A 20,707-nucleotide genomic window follows, 5' to 3' on the forward strand; every position below is an offset into this window, starting at 1 on the left:
TACTTACAGTTTTGAGATATCAAGCGCTTGCCAATGTGGGAAGTGCTTGCGTACTAAACTATTAAACTCAATTTCAAAGTCGCTGAAATCGCTTTGTTGTTTTTCGCTTTTTAGTACTTGCTCAATCATACCTGCTGCAACCGTTAAGTTAGATAAGCGGTCGATAAGGATAAATGAGCCAGTTTCGTGGTTGTTGTGATACTCGTCAGCTAATATTGTTTCGCTTAGTTCAAGCGTGACAATGGCAATTTCGTTTAGCTGCAGTGAATCGGCTGTGCCGTGCTCTAGGGTATTTACATCAATAGTGTGGTCAATCTTTTTAACCACGACTGATGTATTTTTGCTACCTAGTTTTATGTTGTAACTTTTACCTAGTACCAGCGGCGCTTCGTGCATCCACACAAGTTTTGCCTGTATAAGGTTAGTTACTGTAGCCGTTGAGCTTGCCGGTACTATTACGTCACCGCGGCTAATATCTATTTCGCTATTAAGGGTAACGGTAATTGCTTGGCCAGCTTCTGCATGATCTAGGTTGCCATTAAAGGTTACTATTTCTTTAATGTTTGACGTTTTACCCGACGGTAATACTTTTACTGCATCGCCAACGTGTAACTTGCCTGATGCCAACGTGCCCTGAAAACCACGGAAGTTTAAGTTAGGGCGTACCACGTACTGCACAGGTAAGCGTGCTTCAAAACCGGTATCGGTTTCTGCCGCTGGTGAGTCTTCTAAAAGCTCAAGCAATGGCTTGTCGGTGTAATAAGGCGTATGCGCAGAGCGTGTTACTACGTTATCGCCTTTAAGCGCCGACATAGGCACAAACTTAATATTTGTTACGTTAAGTTGCTCAGCAAATTTAAGGTAATCGGCTTTGATTTTTTCATAAACGGTTTCGTCAAAATCAACGATATCCATTTTATTAATCGCTACCACAAACTGTTTAATACCGAGCGAGTCACAAATAAAGCTATGGCGCTTAGTTTGTACTTGCACACCGTAGCGAGCATCAACCAAAATAATGGCTACATCGCTTGTTGATGCGCCCGTTACCATGTTGCGTGTGTATTGCTCGTGCCCTGGGGTGTCGGCAATAATAAATTTACGCTTAGCGGTTGAAAAATAACGGTACGCTACGTCAATAGTAATGCCTTGCTCGCGCTCAGCTTGCAGGCCATCTACGAGTAGCGCTAAGTCGAGTTCTTCGCCTGCGTTACCTACTTTTTCGTTATCTTTATGAAGCGCTGCTAGCTGATCTTCATAAATTTGGTGGCTGTCGTGCAAAAGGCGGCCAATCAGTGTTGATTTGCCGTCGTCTACGCTGCCACAGGTAAGCATTCGTAATAAGCTTTTGTCTTGTTGGCGTGCTAGGTAGGCGTCTATGCCAATTTCTTTTACTTCGTTAATGGTGTCGTTAGTATTGGTAGACATTAGAAATACCCCTCACGTTTTTTCTTCTCCATTGAGCCTGCTGAGTCGTGATCGATTACACGGCCTTCACGTTCAGATGACGTAGATAACAGCATTTCTTCAATAATTTCTGTTAGGTTGCTAGCGGTTGATTCAACTGCACCGGTAAGCGGGTAACAGCCTAAAGTACGAAAACGTACCGACTTCATTTGTGGTACTTCACCCTCAGCAAGTGGCATGCGCTCATCGTCAACCATTATTAGGGTGCCATCGCGCTCTACTACTGGGCGCTCTTTCGCTAAATAAAGCGGAACCATTTCGATGTTTTCTTGGTAAATGTATTGCCAAATATCAAGCTCAGTCCAGTTAGATAGTGGGAATACACGAATGCTCTCACCTGGGTTAACTTGGCTGTTATAGGTATTCCAAAGCTCTGGGCGTTGGTTTTTAGGGTCCCAACGGTGGTGTTTATCGCGGAACGAGTAAACACGCTCTTTAGCACGAGACTTTTCTTCATCGCGGCGTGCGCCACCAAATGCAGCATCAAAGCCGTATTTATCTAGCGCTTGCTTTAAGCCTTGAGTTTTCATTATGTCGGTATGCTTACCTGAGCCATGTGTAAACGGGCTGATGTTCATTTCTAGCCCTTCAGGATTTTTATGCACAATTAGGTCAAAGCCGTATTCTTTTGCAATGCGGTCGCGAAATTCAATCATTTCACGAAACTTCCAGTTGGTGTCTACGTGTAATAACGGAAACGGAATTTTTGCAGGGTAAAATGCTTTACGCGCTAAGTGCAAAAGTACCGACGAATCTTTACCAATTGAGTAAAGCATTACTGGGTTCTCAAACTCAGCGGCGACTTCGCGCATGATTTTGATACTTTCAGCTTCAAGTTGCTGAAGGTGAGTTAAAGCCATTGTTAGTCGTCCTACTAAAATGATTAAAAGTGATTAAGTAAAATATAATTATGTATTTGCTACGCCGGTTAGCGGCTGTGCAAAGCTACTGGTTTGCTCGTTTTGGCCAAACCACGCAAGCTGCGAGTGCAGGGCGGCTACTTCGCCAATAATAAGTAGTGCTGGCGATACAACACGGTTGCGCTCTATTAAATCTGCAAGTTCACCTAATTGCCCCGTAACAACACGCTGGTTTTTACGGGTGCCGTTTTCGATTATGGCAACTGGCGTGTTAGCGCTGCGGCCATGTTTTAAAAGCTGAGCCTGTATATGGGGCGATTTAATAACGCCCATATAAATAGCTAAAGTTTGATGCGCTTTAGCAAGCGATTGCCAATCGAGTTCTTGGCCATCTTTTTTACAATGCCCTGTTACAAACTGGATGGCTTGTGCGTGGTCGCGGTGAGTAAGCGGAATACCCGCATACGCGCTACAGCCAGCGGCGGCAGTTATACCTGGCACTATTTGATAATTAACGTTATTGGCAGCCAGTACTTGTACTTCTTCACCACCACGGCCGTAAATAAAGGGGTCGCCACCTTTAATGCGGCATACTTTTTTACCTTGCTTGGCAAAATCAACCAGCATTTGGTTGGTATCTTCTTGCGCTACACTGTGATCGCCCATACGCTTGCCTACGCAGACTAAATCGGCATCACGGCGTACTAATTCCATAATTTCATCAGACACTAAATAGTCGTATACAACAACATCGGCTTGCTGCATTAGTTGCAGTGCTTTAAGTGTTAAAAGCTCAGGGTCGCCAGGGCCTGCACCTACTATGTATACTTCACCTTCAGGCTCAGCTTTGGCATCAAGCATTTGCTCTAGCTGCGCTTGTGCTGCATCGGTATTACCGGTTTGCACTTTGCTTACGACTGATGAATCAAACACGCCTTCCCAAAATTGGCGGCGATCAGCAAAGTGCTTAAAGCGCTGTTTTACTTTGTCTCTAAAGCTGCCAACTAAAGTAGCCAGTGGGCCAATGTGTTGTGGAATTAACGTTTCGAGCTTTTCACGTAGTCGTCGAGCAAGTACTGGCGCGGTGCCTGCACTTGATATAGCAATGGTTATTGGGTCGCGATCTACAATTGATGGGAATATAAACGTACATTTTGGTTGGTCATCAACCACATTCACAAATACATTACGTGCGTTTGCCAGCTCAAATACAGTGTTGTTTACTTCGTCTAAGTCTGTGGCTGCTATAACTAGCATTTTGCCATCAAGGTGTGACTCATCAAAATAGGCATCAATAAGCGTTACTTCATTGTTGTGTGCATGCTCTTTTAGTTCATCACAAAACCAAGGTGCCACTAAGGTTACATTTGCGCGGGCTTTTAAAAACGCGCGACATTTGCGTAATGCGACCTCTCCACCGCCAACAACCAGCACAGGTTTGTTGTCGAGTTTGGTAAAGATAGGTAAATACTGCACGTGGTTAACACCTCTAAGTAAAATCTAAAATAAAACGCTATTGAGCAGTTGGCAGAATATAGCGCGTACTGGTAAGTAAAAAATAATTAAAACCAAGTTTATATAACCAAAAGTTATAATAGGTGGTCGTTTTAGGTTTAAGGCTTAATTTATCTGGGATTAAGACGAGTTACACGCAAAATAATGTGCTTATAGTGTTTGGTTATGAGCTATAGCGAGATTACGTTAATTTGTTACTATGATGCTAAACCTAATTTATCGCCTACTTAAAGGGATTACGTATGACTGTACAACACAACGATGCACACTTAGCGGTTTCGTTAATGGACCTAACCAGCCTAAATACAGCTGATACTTCAAACGATATTCAGCAGCTTGTAAATAGTATTAACCCTAAATTGGGCACGCCTGCTGCAGTATGCGTTTACAGTAATTTTGTAGATGATGCAAAAATAGCATTGGCTGCGCGTGAGCTTAACCATGTAAAAGTAGCAACGGTTACAAATTTTCCAAGTGGTGATGCGCCATTGAGCGATGTGATAAACGAAACGCTAATAGCTATTGAGCGCGGCGCGGATGAAATAGATTTAGTTATACCCTATAAAGCACTTATTGCCGGTGAGGACTCTAAAGTGCTTGAGTATGTAACTCAAAGTAAAAAAGCTTGTGGTACAAAAGCGCAATTAAAAGTAATTATAGAAAGTGGCGAGCTCAAAACTGCAGAGTTAATCACTAAAGCAACAAACTTAGCGATTCAAGGCGGAGCTGATTTTGTAAAAACCAGCACAGGTAAAGTAGCAATAAATGCAACGCTTAACGCAACAAACGTGATGCTCAATGCTATTAAGCAATCGGGTAAGGTTGTTGGTTTTAAAGCCGCCGGCGGTGTTAAAACAGTCGCCGATGCAAAGGAGTATTTAGCATTAACACGTTCAATAATGGGCGATGACTACTTACAAGCCGCTACATTTAGGTTTGGCGCATCAAGCTTACTTAGTGATGTGTATAAAGTATTAGAAAAATAACCATTAAATTAAGCACTATGCCCTTATACAAGAGAGTAAATGATTGGCATACGAAATAATAATGGAATTAATTAATTAGATTTTCATATGTGGGTATCTTTTAGGCTTGTGTTAATGATTTGCGTAAGTATAATAGGCATCCACTTTGCAGGGGCGTAGTTCCAATTGGTAGAACAGCGGTCTCCAAAACCGACGGTTGGGAGTTCGAATCTCTCCGCCCCTGCCATTTTTACTCATAAATTGAGTAAGTCTGGGGTTAAAAATCGGTTTAAATAAGTCTGTTTTTAAGTTTAGATTTTAATGGATTAACCCTGCCGTTGTGTAGGGTTGTTGTGTCTGTAGTTAAGGTAATAATATTATGAGCACGAATGTAGAAACACCATCAAGTGCGATGGAGTCGGTAAAGTGGTTAGTAGCAATCGCGCTACTTGCAGGCGCAGTTGTTGGTAATCACATGTTTGCAGATCAGTCTGTATTACTACGTGCAATTGGCGTTGTGGTTGCTATAGCAGCAGGTTTAGGTATTGCCTCGCAAACCGCTAAAGGCCGTGACTTTTTAGCATTTGCTAAAGAAGCACGCATTGAAGTACGTAAAGTTGTTTGGCCAACGCGTCAAGAAACTACCCACACGACATTAATCGTAATGGTTGCAACAGTGATTATGGCGCTTATCCTTTGGGGATTAGATGGCATTTTATTCCGCGCTGTAGGCTTTTTAACTGGATTGGAGATCTGATCCCATGTCGGATGAGAACAAAGAAATTAAATTACGCTGGTACGTTGTACAAGCATTCTCTGGTTACGAAAAGCGTGTAGCGCAAACGTTATCAGAGCACATTAAAATTGAAGGTCTTGAAGAGAGCTTTGGTGAAATATTAGTACCAACAGAAGAAGTGGTTGAGATGCGCGCAGGTCAAAAGCGTAAATCTGAGCGTAAATTCTTCCCAGGTTACGTACTAGTACAAATGGACATGAACGATGCAAGCTGGCACTTAGTGAACAGCACTGAACGTGTAATGGGCTTTATTGGCGGTACTTCTGACCGTCCAGCGCCTATTAGTTCTAAAGAAGCAGAACGCATTCTTAACCGCTTACAAGAGAACGCTGAAGCACCTAAACCAGCTACATTATTTGAGCCAGGTGAGGTTGTTCGTGTTACTGATGGTCCATTTGCTGACTTTAGCGGTGTTGTTGAAGAAGTTGACTACGAAAAGAGCCGCGTAAAAGTGTCGGTACTTATTTTCGGTCGTTCTACACCGGTTGAACTTGAATTTGGTCAAGTTGAACAAGATAAGTAATTGATTAAAAAAGCTTCGCCATTATTTACTTAAATTTTGGCACGAAGCTTGAAAAAGGCCGCTGATTAACTTATAATCAGCGGCCTTTTTGTATTAAGGCAAAAATTTATTTTTGCTAGCAAAAAGTACGAAACCAATTTTTAAACTGGGAAGCCGTTAGAGTACGCGTCCTCGCGCGCACAAGGCTAAGACCCACCAAATGAGGTATTTATAATGGCTAAAAAAGTTGAAGCTTTAATCAAGCTACAAGTTGCCGCTGGTATGGCTAATCCTAGTCCTCCAGTAGGTCCTGCACTAGGTCAACACGGTGTAAACATCATGGAATTCTGTAAAGCGTTTAACGCGCGTACAGAGTCTATCGAAAAAGGCGCTCCAGTTCCTGTAGTGATCTCTGTTTACGGTGACCGTTCATTTACGTTCGATATGAAAACGCCACCTGCTGCTTACTTACTTAAGAAAGCTGCTGGTATCAAATCAGGCTCAGGCCGTCCTAACACTGAAAAAGTAGGCACAGTAACTCGTGCTCAACTTGAAGAGATCGTTGAGACAAAACGAGCTGACCTTACAGCGGCTGATATGGACGCTGCGGTTCGCACTATCGCAGGTTCTGCGCGTGCGATGGGCTTGAACGTAGAGGACTAAGAAATGGCTAAATTAACTAAACGTATGCGTACTATCCGCGAAAAAGTGGAAGTAACTAAAGATTACGAAATCAATGAAGCAGTTGCTCTTTTAAAAGAGTTAGCGACAGCTAAATTCGTAGAAAGTGTTGACGTTGCTGTTAACCTTGGTATTGACGCTCGTAAATCTGACCAGAACGTTCGTGGTGCAACTGTACTACCTAACGGTACTGGCCGTGATGTTCGTGTTGCTGTATTCACTCAAGGCGCTAATGCAGAAGCTGCAAAAGAAGCCGGTGCTGAATTAGTAGGCATGGAAGATCTTGCTGAACTAGTTAAGAAAGGCGAGATGGATTTTGACGTTGTTGTTGCATCACCAGACGCTATGCGTGTTGTTGGTCAACTAGGTCAAATCTTAGGTCCACGTGGTCTTATGCCTAACCCTAAAACTGGTACTGTAACACCTAACGTTGCAGAAGCAGTTAAAAATGCGAAAGCAGGTCAAGTACGTTACCGTAATGACAAAAATGGTATCATCCATACTACTATCGGTAAGGTTGATTTCACTGCTGAGCAACTTCAACAAAACCTTGAAGCTCTAATTGTTGCGCTTAAGAAGGCTAAACCTTCTCAAGCTAAAGGTGTTTACGTTAAGAAAGTAACCATCTCTACAACAATGGGCGCAGGTGTTGCTGTTGACCAAAACACATTAAGCACAACTGTAGCTTAATAAGTGTTTACATGGCGTGAAATTTGTACTATAATTTTGCGCCATTTTGTTGAATAATTTATTGTTTAACAAGTAAAGAATTCGGGTTGAAGTCCATAATTTCGCTAAGCTCTTGAGTGATGCGATAAATTGGGCTTCCGTCCAAGACCGTAGGCGGCTTCGGCCTTAATATTACCTACGTAGACGGTGTGAATCCCCAGATAGATTTTTCCTAATCTCTTCTGGCTCTCGCCGTAAAAAGCATCTCTATCAGTTTGTTGATAGGGAAGAGTAAAACAGGGAAGCCGAGTGTCGGTGACCCATTAAACCAGGAGTAACACCCATGGCTTTAAATCTTCAAGGCAAAAAAGCAATTGTTGCTGAAGTCAACGAAGCAGCCAATGGTGCTCTTTCTGCAGTTGTTGCAGATTCTCGTGGTGTAGCAGTAGGCGCAATTACAGCCCTTCGTAAAGAAGCTCGTGAAGCTGGTGTATGGATGAAAGTTGTTCGTAACACTTTAGCAAAACGTGCTGTTGAAGGTACTGAATTTGAATGCCTATCTGATTCGTTAGTTGGTCCAAGCTTAATCGCTTTCTCATCAGAGCACCCAGGTGCTGCTGCGCGTATCTTCTCAGATTTCGCGAAAAAGAATGAGAAATTCGAAGTTAAAACGGCCGCTTTTGAAGGAAATGTTGTAGATGCAGCAATGCTTGCTACATTACCTACATACGATGAAGCTGTTGCACGCTTAATGAGCGCTATGAAAGAAGCGTCTGCTGGCAAATTGTGTAAAACAATTGAAGCAGTACGTGTACAGAAAGAAGAGCAAGCTGCTTAATTTTAAGCTGTTTAACCTCCCTTTCGGTGTAAAATTTATTTGGACCTAGAGTCCGTTAATTATTAGGAAATTTGTAATGTCTGTAACTAAAGACCAAATCCTTGACGCAATTGCTGAAATGTCAGTAATGGACGTTGTTGCTCTTGTTGAAGCAATGGAAGAAAAATTCGGCGTAACTGCTGCAGCTGCTATGGTAGCAGGTCCTGCTGCTGAAGCTGCTGAAGAGAAAACTGAATTTGACGTAATCCTTACTGGCGCTGGCGCTAACAAGGTTGCGGCAATCAAAGCTGTACGTAGCGCAACTGGCCTAGGCCTTAAAGAAGCGAAAGCGCTTGTTGAAGCTGCTCCTGCACCTATCAAAGAAGGTGTATCTAAAGAAGAAGCTGAAGCACTTCAAAAAGACCTTACTGAAGCTGGTGCTGAAGTTGAGGTTAAGTAATCTAGCTCACGCTAGGTTCGCTGCCTGAGTAATCAGGCAAGGGCTGGTGATTATTTAATCACCGGCCTTTTTGCGCTATAGAGTTATGTATTCCTGTAGCTCAAATGAAATCTAATTTTCTCTTTACTTTCAACGCTTTATAGTTTGCTAGTGTTGCTAAGGCGGAGTTGATTAGAACAACAATTAAATGTTGTAAATCTTGGCATAGATGCCAGTTAAGTCTGTTCTTACAAGAACAGGTCGGGTCAAAGATCAGCAAGCTGAGGAACCCCATGGCTTACTCTTATTCTGAAAAGAAACGTATCCGTAAGGATTTTGGTAAACGTCCACAAGTTTTGGATATACCTTTCTTACTGTCAACACAGTTAGAATCGTTTAAAAAATTCTTAGTCCCAGACGCTGATGGCGATCATGGTTTGGAAGCAGCCTTCCGTTCTGTGTTCCCTATTAAAAGCTACTCGGGAAATTCTGAGCTTCAATACGTAAGTTATCGTATTGGTGAGCCAGTATTCGATGTAAAAGAATGTCAAATTCGCGGTGTGACTTATTCTGCTCCACTTCGCGTGAAACTGCGTCTTGTAGTTATGGACAAAGAAGCTCCAGGCACAGTTAAAGACATTAAAGAGCAAGAAGTTTACATGGGCGAAATTCCGCTCATGACTGATACCGGTACTTTTGTAATCAATGGTACAGAGCGTGTTATCGTTTCTCAGCTACACCGTAGCCCTGGTGTATTCTTTGATAACGACCGCGGTAAAACCCATTCATCGGGTAAAGTATTATATAACGCACGCGTTATTCCTTACCGTGGTTCATGGTTAGACTTCGAATTTGATGCAAAAGATAACTTATATGTACGTATAGACCGTCGTCGTAAATTACCGGCGTCTATTATCTTACGTGCACTTGAGTACTCTAGCGAAGAAATCTTAGATATGTTCTTCGACACCACTGCGTTTGAAGTAACTGACGGTAAAGTTCTTATGGAGCTTGTGCCTTCACGTTTACGTGGTGAAACTGCCGCTTTTGATATCAAAGGCGAAGACGGTGAAGTACTTGTTGAAAGCGGTCGTCGTATTACGGCACGCCACATCAAGAGCATCGAGAAAAAAGGCATTAATCAATTAGAAGTACCACATGAGTACATCATTGGCCGTATTGTAGCTAAAAACTATGTTGATGAATCAACAGGTGAAGTTATTGCAAACGCTAATGACGAGCTATCACTAGAGTTGATGGCTGAATTGGTTAAAGCAGGTCACACTAAAATTGATACGTTATACATCAATGAAGTGGACAGCGGCGCTTACATGTCAAATACATTGAATATTGACTCGTCAAGCAACCGTTTAGAAGCATTAGTAGAAATTTATCGCATGATGCGCCCAGGCGAGCCACCGACGAAAGACGCGGCTGAAGCCTTATTTGAGAACTTATTCTTCTCAGAAGAACGTTATGACTTATCTACTGTAGGTCGTATGAAGTTCAATAGCCGTGTTGGTTATGATACTGACACAGGCCCAGGCACATTAAGCAAAGAAGACATCGTAGCTGTTATGAAAGTATTAATTGCTATTCGTAACGGTCAAGGCGATGTTGATGATATTGACCACTTAGGCAACCGTCGTATCCGTAGTGTTGGCGAAATGGCTGAGAACCAATTCCGTGTTGGTCTAGTACGTGTAGAACGTGCTGTACGTGAGCGTTTAAGCTTAGGTGACCTTGACGCGATCATGCCACAAGACCTTATTAACGCTAAGCCTATTTCGGCAGCAGTTAAAGAGTTCTTCGGCTCGTCTCAGTTATCACAGTTTATGGACCAAAATAACCCGCTATCAGAAGTAACGCACAAGCGTCGTATTTCTGCATTAGGCCCGGGTGGTCTTACGCGTGAGCGCGCTGGCTTTGAAGTACGTGACGTTCACGTAACTCACTATGGTCGCGTATGTCCAATCGAGACGCCTGAGGGTCCAAACATCGGTCTAATTAACTCGTTATCTACGTACGCACGTACAAATGATTACGGTTTCTTAGAAACACCTTACCGTAAAGTGGTAGACGGTGTTGTAACTGATGAAGTTGATTATTTATCAGCCATTGAAGAAGGTCAGTTTGTTATCGCACAGGCGAACTCAAACTTAACTGAAACCAATGAATTTGTTGATGAACTTATTCCGTGTCGTCACAAAGGTGAATCAACCTTTATGGGTCGCATGGATCAGCAATATATGGATGTATCACCACAACAGGTGATCTCTGTAGCGGCAGCACTTATCCCGTTCTTAGAACACGATGATGCTAACCGTGCATTGATGGGTTCAAACATGCAACGTCAAGCAGTACCAACATTGAAAGCGGATAAGCCGTTAGTAGGTACAGGTATTGAGTTAACACTAGCGAAAGACTCTGGTGTAACTATTGTTGCTAAACGTGGTGGTGAAGTAATGTACGCCGATGCAAGTCGCATCGTTGTAAACGTACATGACGATGAGCGTATTCCTGGTGAAGCGGGCATCGACATTTACAACCTTACTAAATACACACGTTCTAACCAAAATACATGTATTAACCAAAAACCAACGTGCATGGTTGGTGAACCGGTTACTCGTGGCGACGTTTTAGCAGATGGTCCTTCGACTGACTTAGGTGACTTAGCCCTTGGTCAAAACCTGCGTGTGGCATTCATGCCATGGAACGGTTATAACTTCGAGGATTCAATCTTACTATCAGAGCGCGTAGTTGAAGAAGATCGTCTAACGACTATCCACATTCAAGAACTACAGTGTGTTGCCCGTGATACTAAATTAGGTCCTGAAGAGATCACTGCAGATATCCCGAATGTGGGTGAGTCTGCGCTAGGCAAGCTTGATGAATCAGGCGTTGTTTATATTGGTGCTGAAGTTAAAGGCGGCGATATCCTAGTAGGTAAAGTGACTCCGAAAGGCGAGACGCAATTAACACCTGAAGAGAAGCTACTGCGTGCTATCTTCGGTGAAAAAGCGTCTGACGTTAAAGACAGCTCTTTACGTGTACCAAACTCTGTAACTGGTACTGTAATTGACGTACAAGTTTTCACCCGTGATGGTGTTGAAAAAGATAAGCGTGCGTTAGAAGTTGAAGATATGCAGCTTCGCGAAGCGAAGAAAGACTTCAACGAAGAGTTCCGTATTCTAGAAGCTGGTGTACTAGACCGTGCTCGCAAGTTACTTGCAGCAGCAGGCTTCGATGAAAACAACTTAGCGTCACTAAATGCTGAAAAGCTACTTACTCAAAGCCTTGCAGAAGAAGACAAGCAAGCTGAACTTGAGCAACTAGCTGCACAGTACGATGAGCTTAAAGCTGAATACGATAAGAAGTTTGAAAACAAACGTCGTAAAATTACTCAAGGTGATGACTTAGCACCAGGCGTACTTAAGATTGTTAAAGTATACCTAGCTGTTAAACGTCGTATCCAACCGGGTGATAAAATGGCGGGCCGTCACGGTAACAAAGGTGTTATCTCGACTATCGTACCAGTAGAAGATATGCCATACGATGATAAAGGTCGTACGGTAGATATCGTACTAAACCCACTAGGTGTACCATCACGTATGAACATCGGTCAGATCCTTGAAACACATATGGGTCTAGCTGCACGTGGTATTGGTGAGCGCTTAGAGGAAATGATGAAGGAACAACGTGAGCTGCATGAGCTACGTGAATTCATCAAGCAAGCTTACGAAATCGGTGAATCTCGTCAAGAAGTAGATATTGCTAGCTTCTCTGATGATGAAATTCGTCGTCTGGCTGAAAACTTAAAAGGTGGTTTACCAATCGCAACTCCGGCATTTGATGGCGCTAAAGAAGACGAAATCAAAGACATGCTAGAGCTTGGTGGCTACCCAAGAAGTGGTCAGGTTACACTCTATGATGGCCGTACTGGCGATCAGTTTGAACGTCAAGTAACTGTTGGTTACATGTACATGCTTAAACTTAACCACTTGGTTGACGATAAGATGCACGCGCGTTCAACTGGTTCTTACAGCCTTGTTACTCAGCAGCCGCTGGGTGGTAAAGCACAGTTCGGTGGCCAGCGTTTTGGTGAGATGGAAGTATGGGCACTTGAAGCTTACGGTGCTGCTTACACGCTACAAGAAATGCTAACAGTGAAATCGGATGACGTGAATGGTCGTACTAAGATGTATAAAAACATCGTTGATGGTAACCATAAGATGGAACCAGGTATGCCAGAATCGTTCAACGTATTGTTGAAAGAAATCCGCTCATTGGGTATCAACATCGAGTTGGAAGAAAATTAAGCCAATTAGATGCTGCAGTTAATCCTGCAGCATCTGTTACGGCTGAATAGAATGTAGGGGCGAGGTTATCCGCCCTCAAGATTAACTCCGACAGGAGAGCTAAGGTGAAAGACTTACTTAAGTTTCTGAAGCAACAAAATAAGACCGAAGAATTCGATGCAATTCGCATTGGTCTTGCTTCACCAGACATGGTTCGTTCATGGTCATACGGTGAAGTAAAGAAACCTGAGACTATTAACTACCGTACTTTCAAGCCTGAGCGCGATGGCTTATTCTGTGCCCGTATTTTCGGCCCAGTGAAAGATTATGAGTGTTTATGTGGTAAATATAAACGCCTTAAACACCGTGGTGTGATCTGTGAGAAGTGTGGCGTTGAAGTTACACTTACAAAAGTGCGTCGTGATCGTATGGGTCATATCGACCTTGCGAGCCCAGTAGCACATATATGGTTTTTAAAATCATTACCGTCTCGTATTGGCTTAATGCTTGATATGACACTTCGTGATATTGAACGTGTTCTTTACTTCGAGTCATTCGTAGTAACTGAGCCTGGTATGACAACGCTTGAGCGTGGTCAATTATTAGGTGAAGAAGAATACCTAGATGCACTTGAAGAGCACGGTGATGAGTTTGAAGCGAAGATGGGTGCAGAAGCAGTATTAGACTTGCTTCGTGAACTTGATCTTGGCCAACTAATTGCAGAAATGCGTGAAGAGTTACCAACAATTAACTCTGAAACTAAGCGTAAGAAGATCACTAAGCGTCTTAAGTTAATGGAATCGTTCCACCAATCAGGTAATAACCCTGAGTGGATGATCATGACAGTACTTCCAGTATTGCCACCTGATCTACGTCCATTAGTACCACTAGACGGTGGTCGTTTTGCGACATCTGATCTAAATGACCTTTACCGTCGTGTGATTAACCGTAATAACCGTCTTAAACGTCTATTAGATTTAGCTGCACCAGATATTATCGTACGCAACGAAAAACGTATGTTACAAGAAGCGGTAGATGCGCTACTTGATAACGGTCGTCGTGGTCGTGCAATTACAGGTTCTAACAAGCGTCCGCTTAAATCTCTTGCTGATATGATCAAGGGTAAGCAAGGTCGTTTCCGTCAGAACTTACTTGGTAAGCGTGTAGATTACTCTGGCCGTTCTGTAATCACGGTTGGTCCTACACTTAAGCTTCACCAATGTGGTCTTCCTAAGAAGATGGCACTTGAGCTATTCAAACCATTTATTTATGGCAAATTAGAGCGTCGCGGCATGGCTACGACAATCAAAGCTGCTAAGAAAATGGTAGAGCGCGAAGTAGCGGAAGTATGGGATGTACTAGACGAAGTAATTCGTGAACACCCAGTATTACTTAACCGTGCACCTACACTTCACCGTTTAGGTATCCAAGCGTTCGAACCTGTACTAATTGAAGGTAAAGCAATCCATTTACACCCATTAGTATGTGCGGCTTACAACGCCGACTTCGATGGTGACCAAATGGCGGTACACGTACCGTTAACGCTTGAAGCTCAGTTAGAAGCTCGTGCACTAATGATGTCTACTAACAACATTCTATCTCCAGCGAATGGTGAGCCAATCATCGTTCCTTCACAGGATGTTGTATTAGGTCTTTACTACATGACGCGCGATCGCATTAATGCGAAAGGCGAAGGCATTGTATTTAAAGATCCTAAAGAAGCAGAAAAAGCATACCGTAGTGGTAACGCAGAACTTCACGCGCGCGTTAAAGTGCGTATTAGTCAGTCAATCACTAACGAAGCAGGTGTTGTTGAAGACACTGTAACGCTTATCGACACAACTGTTGGTCGTGCAATTCTGTCTTTAATTTTACCTAAAGGCATGCCGTTTGAGTCAATCAACCAAGCATTAGGTAAAAAGCAGATTTCTGGCTTATTAAACGAGTGTTACCGTCGTCTAGGTCTTAAAGACACAGTTGTGTTTGCTGACCAAGTTATGTACACCGGTTTCCACTACGCAATGAAGTCAGGTGTTTCAATTGGTATCGATGACTTAGTTATCCCACCAGTTAAAGCATCAATCATTGAATCAGCGGAAGCTGAAGTAACTGAAATCAACCAACAATTCCAATCAGGTCTTGTAACGGCTGGTGAAAAGTACAATAAAGTTATCGATATCTGGTCACGTGTAAATGAAAACTTATCACGTGAAATGATGGCCAACTTGTCAAAAGACACGGTTATCAATGCTAAAGGTGAAGAAGAAGAGCAACCGTCATTTAACTCAGTGTTTATGATGGCCGACTCAGGTGCTCGTGGTAGTGCCGCTCAGATCCGTCAGCTAGCAGGTATGCGTGGTCTAATGGCACGTCCAGATGGTTCAATCATCGAGACGCCAATCACGGCTAACTTCCGTGAAGGTCTAAACGTACTACAGTACTTCATCTCAACGCACGGTGCGCGTAAAGGTCTTGCCGATACAGCACTTAAAACAGCTAACTCAGGTTACTTAACGCGTCGTCTAGTAGACGTTGCACAAGATTTGGTAATCAACGAAGACGACTGTGGCACAGAAGATGGCTTAACAATGAAACCGCTTATTGAAGGTGGTGACGTTGTAGAAGCGCTTCGTGAACGTGTATTAGGTCGTGTTGTCGCTGAGCCTGTGCTTATTCCTAATACAGACACTGTATTAGTAGAGCGTAACGTTATGCTTGATGAAAAACTGTGTGACCTCTTAGAAGAGCACTCAGTAGATGAAGTTCGCGTACGTTCTGTTATCACCTGTGATAACGACTTTGGTGTATGTGCTAAGTGTTATGGTCGTGACCTTGCACGTGGTCATATCATCAACGCAGGTGAATCAGTAGGTGTTATCGCGGCACAATCAATCGGTGAGCCGGGTACACAGCTTACGATGCGTACATTCCACATCGGTGGTGCGGCATCAAGAGCATCAGCTGAAAACAATGTACAAGTTAAAACTGACGGTACGTTAAAACTACATAACGCTAAGTATGTACTTAATACCGACGGTAAGATTGTAATTACTTCACGTTCAACTGAAATCACTATCATTGATAGCTTCGGTCGTGAAAAAGAGCGTTATAAAGTACCTTACGGTGCGGTACTAACAGTACAAGACAATGCAGAAGTTCAAGGTAACGACATCGTTGCTACTTGGGACCCGCATAGTCACCCAATCGTTCTTGAGCATAAGTCAAAAATCTCGTTCAGCGATGTTGATGACTCGAATACTGAAGCACAAACTGATGAACTAACCGGCTTAACCCGTGTAGTTGTTAAAGACCTTGCTAAAGTAAATGCGAAAGAGCCTAAGCTTATCATCGAAAGTGAAGAGCGCGGCTTGCAAGAAACACGTCTACCTTCATTCACTACGATTGAAGTGACAGATGGCGTTACAGCAAACCCAGGTGACGTACTTGCACGTATTCCGCAAGAAGGTTCGAAAACTCGTGATATCACGGGTGGTCTACCACGCGTAGCCGACTTATTTGAAGCACGTAAGCCAAAAGATCCAGCTATCTTAGCTGAAATCACAGGTACTATTAGCTTCGGTAAGGAAACTAAAGGTAAGAAACGTTTAGTTATTACACCTGCTGAAGGCGATCATTACGAAGAAATGATTCCTAAGTGGCGTCAACTTAACGTGTTTGAAGGTGAGCAAGTGTCTAAAGGTGAAGTTATCGCCGATGGTCCTGAATCACCACATGACATCTTACGCCTACGTGGTGTGACTCATGTTGCTAACTACATTGTTAACGAAGTGCAAGAGGTTTACCGTTTGCAGGGCGTTAAGATCAATGATAAGCACATTGAAACAATTATCCGTCAAATGCTACGTAAATGTACCATCCTTGACGGCGGTGATACTGAGTTCTTAGCGGGTGAGCAAATTGAAGTAGCTCGCGTTAATATCGCTAATCGTGACCTTGAAAAACAAGGTAAGATCCCAGCGAAGTTTGAAATACAACTTATGGGTATCACGAAAGCATCACTTGCAACAGAATCTTTCATCTCAGCAGCGTCTTTCCAAGAAACAACACGTGTTCTTACAGATGCCGCAGTGAATGGTAAGAGCGATGAGCTTCGTGGTCTGAAAGAAAACGTAATTGTGGGTCGTCTGATCCCAGCCGGTACTGGCTTTGCGTATCACCAAGACCGTATGGCTCGCCGCAAGCAGAGTGAAGTTGTTGAAGAGCAAACAGTAAGTGCGGAAGAGGCAACTCAAGCACTAACTGATGCCCTAAACGCAGATTTATCTGGAAATCAATAAACTCTTATTAATCAATAGATTAATTAATCGTAAGACAGTTATCTACTGTCTTACGATGAGTTTAGGTTGACAGGTTAAACTTTGCTCATTAAAATTCCGCCACCCATTTACTTGCATGTATGTTACAAGCTTGTAAAAAGGGCGGATTTTTTTATTTTTTTCAGTAGTAATTTTAATTTCAGGAGCTATTTAAATGGCAACTATTAACCAGCTAGTGCGTAAGCCACGTCGTAGCAAGGTTACTAAAAGTAACTCAGCTGCGCTTAAAGCGTGTCCGCAAAAGCGTGGTGTATGTACTCGCGTATATACAACTACACCTAAGAAACCAAACTCAGCGTTACGTAAAGTAGCTCGTGTACGTTTAACTAACGGTTTCGAAGTAACATCATACATCGGTGGTGAAGGTCATAACCTTCAAGAGCACAGTGTAATCCTAATCCGTGGTGGTCGTGTTAAAGATTTACCAGGTGTGCGTTTTCACACTGTACGTGGTGCACTTGACTGTGCAGGCGTTAGCGACCGTCGTCAAGCTCGTTCTAAATACGGTGCAAAACGCCCTAAAGGCTAATTGTTTTCCGTTAGTAAGGCCAAGCACTAAATATTATTAATTATTGTTTTGGGTGATTGTTCCAAAAGGACAAACCTGAATAAACCGGAGATACAAAATGCCTAGAAGACGCGTAATAGGTCAACGTAAAATTCTTCCAGATCCTAAGTTCGGATCGGAACTTCTTGCTAAATTCGTTAACATCGTAATGTTAGACGGCAAGAAATCTACTGCTGAAAAAATTGTTTATGGTGCGCTAGACGTGGCTGCTGAGAAATCAGGCAAGTCGCACCTAGAAATCTTTGAATCTGCACTTGATAACATCCGTCCACAGGTAGAGGTTAAATCTCGCCGTGTTGGTGGTTCAACTTATCAAGTTCCAGTTGAAGTACGTCCAGTACGTCGCAACGCATTAGGTATGCGTTGGTTAGTAGACGCTGCACGTAAGCGTGGCGAAAAATCTATGGGCTTACGTTTAGCTCAAGAAATCGTTGACGCTGCTGATAATAAAGGCACTGCGGTTAAGAAACGTGAAGACGTTCACCGTATGGCTGAAGCGAATAAAGCATTCGCACATTACCGTTGGTAATCTGTCCTTAACCTTTAAGAGGATCATATGGCACGTACAACTCCACTTGAGCGCTACCGTAATATCGGCATAGTAGCTCACGTAGATGCAGGCAAAACCACCACAACAGAACGTGTTCTGTTCTACACGGGTCTTTCTCATAAGATCGGTGAAGTACATGATGGCGCCGCAACTATGGATTGGATGGAGCAGGAACAAGAGCGTGGTATCACAATCACTTCTGCTGCAACAACGTGTTTCTGGAAAGGTATGGACGCGCAATTTGACGACCATCGTATCAATATTATTGATACGCCAGGACACGTAGATTTCACTATCGAAGTAGAGCGTTCTTTACGTGTACTTGATGGTGCGGTAGTTGTTCTTTGTGCTTCATCAGGTGTACAGCCGCAAACTGAGACAGTTTGGCGCCAAGCGAACAAATACGAAGTTCCGAGAATGATCTTCGTAAATAAAATGGATCGCACGGGCGCTGACTTTTTAACGGTTGTAGGCCAGGTGAAATCTCGTCTTGGAGCAACGCCTGTTCCAATCCAGTTGCCAATTGGCGCTGAAGACGACTTTAAAGGTGTTATTGACCTTATAAAAATGAAAGCCATTAACTGGAACGAAGCGGACCAGGGTATGACTTTCTCTTATGAGGCAATACCGGCAGAGCTTCAAGAGCTTGCTGAAGAGTGGCACTCTCATTTAGTTGAAAGTGCAGCTGAAGCCTCTGAAGAACTAATGGATAAGTACTTAGAAGGTGAAGAGTTAAGTGAAGCAGAAATTAAATCTGCCTTACGTCAACGTACATTAGCGAACGAAATTGTTCCCATTACGTGTGGTAGTGCATTTAAAAACAAAGGCGTTCAAGCTGTGCTTGACGGTGTTGTTGAATACATGCCTGCACCAACACAAGTGAAACAAATCCAAGGTATCCTAGAAAATGGAACTGAGGAAGAACGTCCAGCTGATGATAAAGCGCCGTTTGCTGCACTTGCATTTAAAATTGCAACAGACCCGTTTGTTGGCACTTTAACCTTTTTCCGTGTTTACTCTGGTACTGTTAAACAGGGTGACGCGGTTTATAACCCAGTTAAAAGTAAGCGTGAGCGATTTGGTCGTATCGTACAGATGCATTCAAACTCACGTGAAGAGATCAAAGAAGTTTACGCAGGCGATATTGCGGCAGCTATTGGTCTTAAAGACGTAACAACAGGTGAGACACTGTGTGATCCGAACTCTATCATTACGCTTGAGCGTATGGAGTTCCCAGAGCCAGTTATCTCTGTTGCGGTTGAGCCTCGCACAATCGCTGACCAAGACAAGATGGGTATTGCACTAGGTAAACTAGCCGCAGAAGATCCATCTTTTCGTGTACAAACTGACGAAGAATCAGGCCAGACTATAATCTCTGGTATGGGTGAACTTCACCTAGATATCATTGTCGACCGTATGAAACGTGAATTCAGTGTTGAATGTAACGTTGGTAAGCCGCAGGTTGCATATCGAGAAGCTATTCGTTCAACTGTTGAAGTTGAAGGGAAGTTTGTACGTCAATCAGGTGGTCGTGGTCAATATGGTCACGTCTGGGTTAAACTTGAACCGATGGATATTTCGGATGATGAAGCACCAACTTATGAGTTCGTTAACGAAACAGTAGGTGGTTCGGTTCCTAAAGAATTTATCCCTGCGGTAGACAAAGGTATCCAAGAGCAAATGTCTCAAGGTGTACTGGCAGGCTACCCATTACTTGGCGTTAAAGCGACTTTATATGATGGTTCATTCCATGATGTAGACTCGAATGAAATGGCATTTAAAATTGCAGGTTCAATGGCAATGAAAGCTGGGGCGCTTAAAGCAGATCCAGTTCTTTTAGAGCCAATGATGAAGGTTGAAGTAATCACTCCTGACTCAAACATGGGTGATGTAGTTGGCGACCTTAACCGTCGTCGCGGCATAATCGAAGGCATGGAAGATGCAATAGGTGGACTTAAGCAAGTTAATGCTCAGGTTCCTCTTTCTGAAATGTTTGGTTATGCAACTGCTTTACGATCTGCAACACAGGGTCGTGCTTCTTACTCAATGGAGTTTTTGAAGTACGCTGAAGCCTCTAAGCAGGTTGCAGATACAATAATTTCAGCTCGCGCTGTTATATGATTTTAGCTTGTCTGGCTCAATAGTGAGTCAGGCTTTAATTTCTTAATTAGGAATTTTTTAAGATGGCAAAAGAAAAGTTTGAACGCGTAAAACCGCACGTAAACGTTGGTACAATCGGCCAC

Annotated in this window: 15 protein-coding genes and 1 tRNA gene; 13 read left to right on the forward strand and 3 right to left on the reverse strand. The window is 43.1% G+C overall.

The window, feature by feature from the left end; genetic code table 11:
• Positions 1-3: 3 nt before the first annotated feature.
• The 3 genes from cysN to cysG are packed head-to-tail and all read right to left on the reverse strand — an operon-like array spanning position 4 to position 3,803.
• Positions 4-1,428 (reverse strand): sulfate adenylyltransferase subunit CysN, encoded by a 1,425-nt coding sequence (cysN, locus tag WDB87_RS05935; RefSeq protein ID WP_286245888.1) that lies wholly within the window; start codon positions 1,426-1,428, stop codon positions 4-6.
• Positions 1,428-2,327, reverse strand: coding sequence for a sulfate adenylyltransferase subunit CysD (gene cysD, locus WDB87_RS05940; RefSeq protein WP_286245889.1), 900 nt, complete (start codon positions 2,325-2,327; stop codon positions 1,428-1,430). The genes cysN and cysD overlap by 1 nt, the downstream gene beginning before the upstream one ends.
• A gap of 48 nt (positions 2,328-2,375) precedes the next feature.
• A complete protein-coding gene (gene cysG, locus WDB87_RS05945; RefSeq protein WP_286245890.1) occupies positions 2,376-3,803 on the reverse strand; it encodes a siroheme synthase CysG in 1,428 nt (475 codons plus the stop codon).
• Positions 3,804-4,084: 281 nt separating this feature from the next.
• Here cysG and deoC point away from each other — a divergent pair, with 281 nt between their 5' ends.
• From deoC to fusA, 13 genes are all read left to right on the forward strand, one after another.
• Positions 4,085-4,828, forward strand: coding sequence for a deoxyribose-phosphate aldolase (gene deoC / locus WDB87_RS05950; RefSeq protein ID WP_337849356.1), 744 nt, complete (start codon positions 4,085-4,087; stop codon positions 4,826-4,828).
• Between the two features lie 149 nt (positions 4,829-4,977).
• Positions 4,978-5,054 (forward strand) — tRNA-Trp (locus tag WDB87_RS05955).
• Between the two features lie 132 nt (positions 5,055-5,186).
• Positions 5,187-5,564, forward strand: coding sequence for a preprotein translocase subunit SecE (gene secE / locus WDB87_RS05960; RefSeq protein ID WP_004588203.1), 378 nt, complete (start codon positions 5,187-5,189; stop codon positions 5,562-5,564).
• A 4-nt stretch (positions 5,565-5,568) separates the two neighbouring features.
• Positions 5,569-6,126, forward strand: coding sequence for a transcription termination/antitermination protein NusG (nusG, locus tag WDB87_RS05965; RefSeq protein WP_024032045.1), 558 nt, complete (start codon positions 5,569-5,571; stop codon positions 6,124-6,126).
• A 213-nt stretch (positions 6,127-6,339) separates the two neighbouring features.
• A complete protein-coding gene (gene rplK / locus WDB87_RS05970; protein ID WP_004588205.1) occupies positions 6,340-6,768 on the forward strand; it encodes a 50S ribosomal protein L11 in 429 nt (142 codons plus the stop codon).
• A 3-nt stretch (positions 6,769-6,771) separates the two neighbouring features.
• Positions 6,772-7,476, forward strand: a complete 705-nt coding sequence (gene rplA, locus WDB87_RS05975; RefSeq protein ID WP_286245892.1) for a 50S ribosomal protein L1 — start codon at positions 6,772-6,774, stop codon at positions 7,474-7,476.
• Between the two features lie 322 nt (positions 7,477-7,798).
• Positions 7,799-8,293 (forward strand): 50S ribosomal protein L10, encoded by a 495-nt coding sequence (gene rplJ / locus WDB87_RS05980; protein ID WP_089346431.1) that lies wholly within the window; start codon positions 7,799-7,801, stop codon positions 8,291-8,293.
• 76 nt (positions 8,294-8,369) lie between these two features.
• Positions 8,370-8,732, forward strand: coding sequence for a 50S ribosomal protein L7/L12 (rplL, locus tag WDB87_RS05985; protein ID WP_004588208.1), 363 nt, complete (start codon positions 8,370-8,372; stop codon positions 8,730-8,732).
• 272 nt (positions 8,733-9,004) lie between these two features.
• A complete protein-coding gene (gene rpoB, locus WDB87_RS05990; RefSeq protein WP_286245893.1) occupies positions 9,005-13,030 on the forward strand; it encodes a DNA-directed RNA polymerase subunit beta in 4,026 nt (1,341 codons plus the stop codon).
• Between the two features lie 104 nt (positions 13,031-13,134).
• Complete coding sequence (gene rpoC / locus WDB87_RS05995) at positions 13,135-17,307, forward strand: DNA-directed RNA polymerase subunit beta' (protein WP_286245894.1); 4,173 nt, start codon at positions 13,135-13,137, stop codon at positions 17,305-17,307.
• 193 nt (positions 17,308-17,500) lie between these two features.
• Positions 17,501-17,875, forward strand: a complete 375-nt coding sequence (gene rpsL / locus WDB87_RS06000; RefSeq protein ID WP_002958885.1) for a 30S ribosomal protein S12 — start codon at positions 17,501-17,503, stop codon at positions 17,873-17,875.
• A gap of 97 nt (positions 17,876-17,972) precedes the next feature.
• Positions 17,973-18,443 (forward strand): 30S ribosomal protein S7, encoded by a 471-nt coding sequence (rpsG, locus tag WDB87_RS06005; RefSeq protein ID WP_004588211.1) that lies wholly within the window; start codon positions 17,973-17,975, stop codon positions 18,441-18,443.
• Positions 18,444-18,470: 27 nt separating this feature from the next.
• Positions 18,471-20,585, forward strand: a complete 2,115-nt coding sequence (gene fusA, locus WDB87_RS06010) for an elongation factor G (RefSeq protein WP_286245895.1) — start codon at positions 18,471-18,473, stop codon at positions 20,583-20,585.
• The last annotated feature ends 122 nt before the right edge of the window (positions 20,586-20,707 follow it).

The sequence above is a fragment of the Pseudoalteromonas sp. C12FD-1 genome (assembly GCF_037414265.1).
Lineage (GTDB): Bacteria > Pseudomonadota > Gammaproteobacteria > Enterobacterales > Alteromonadaceae > Pseudoalteromonas.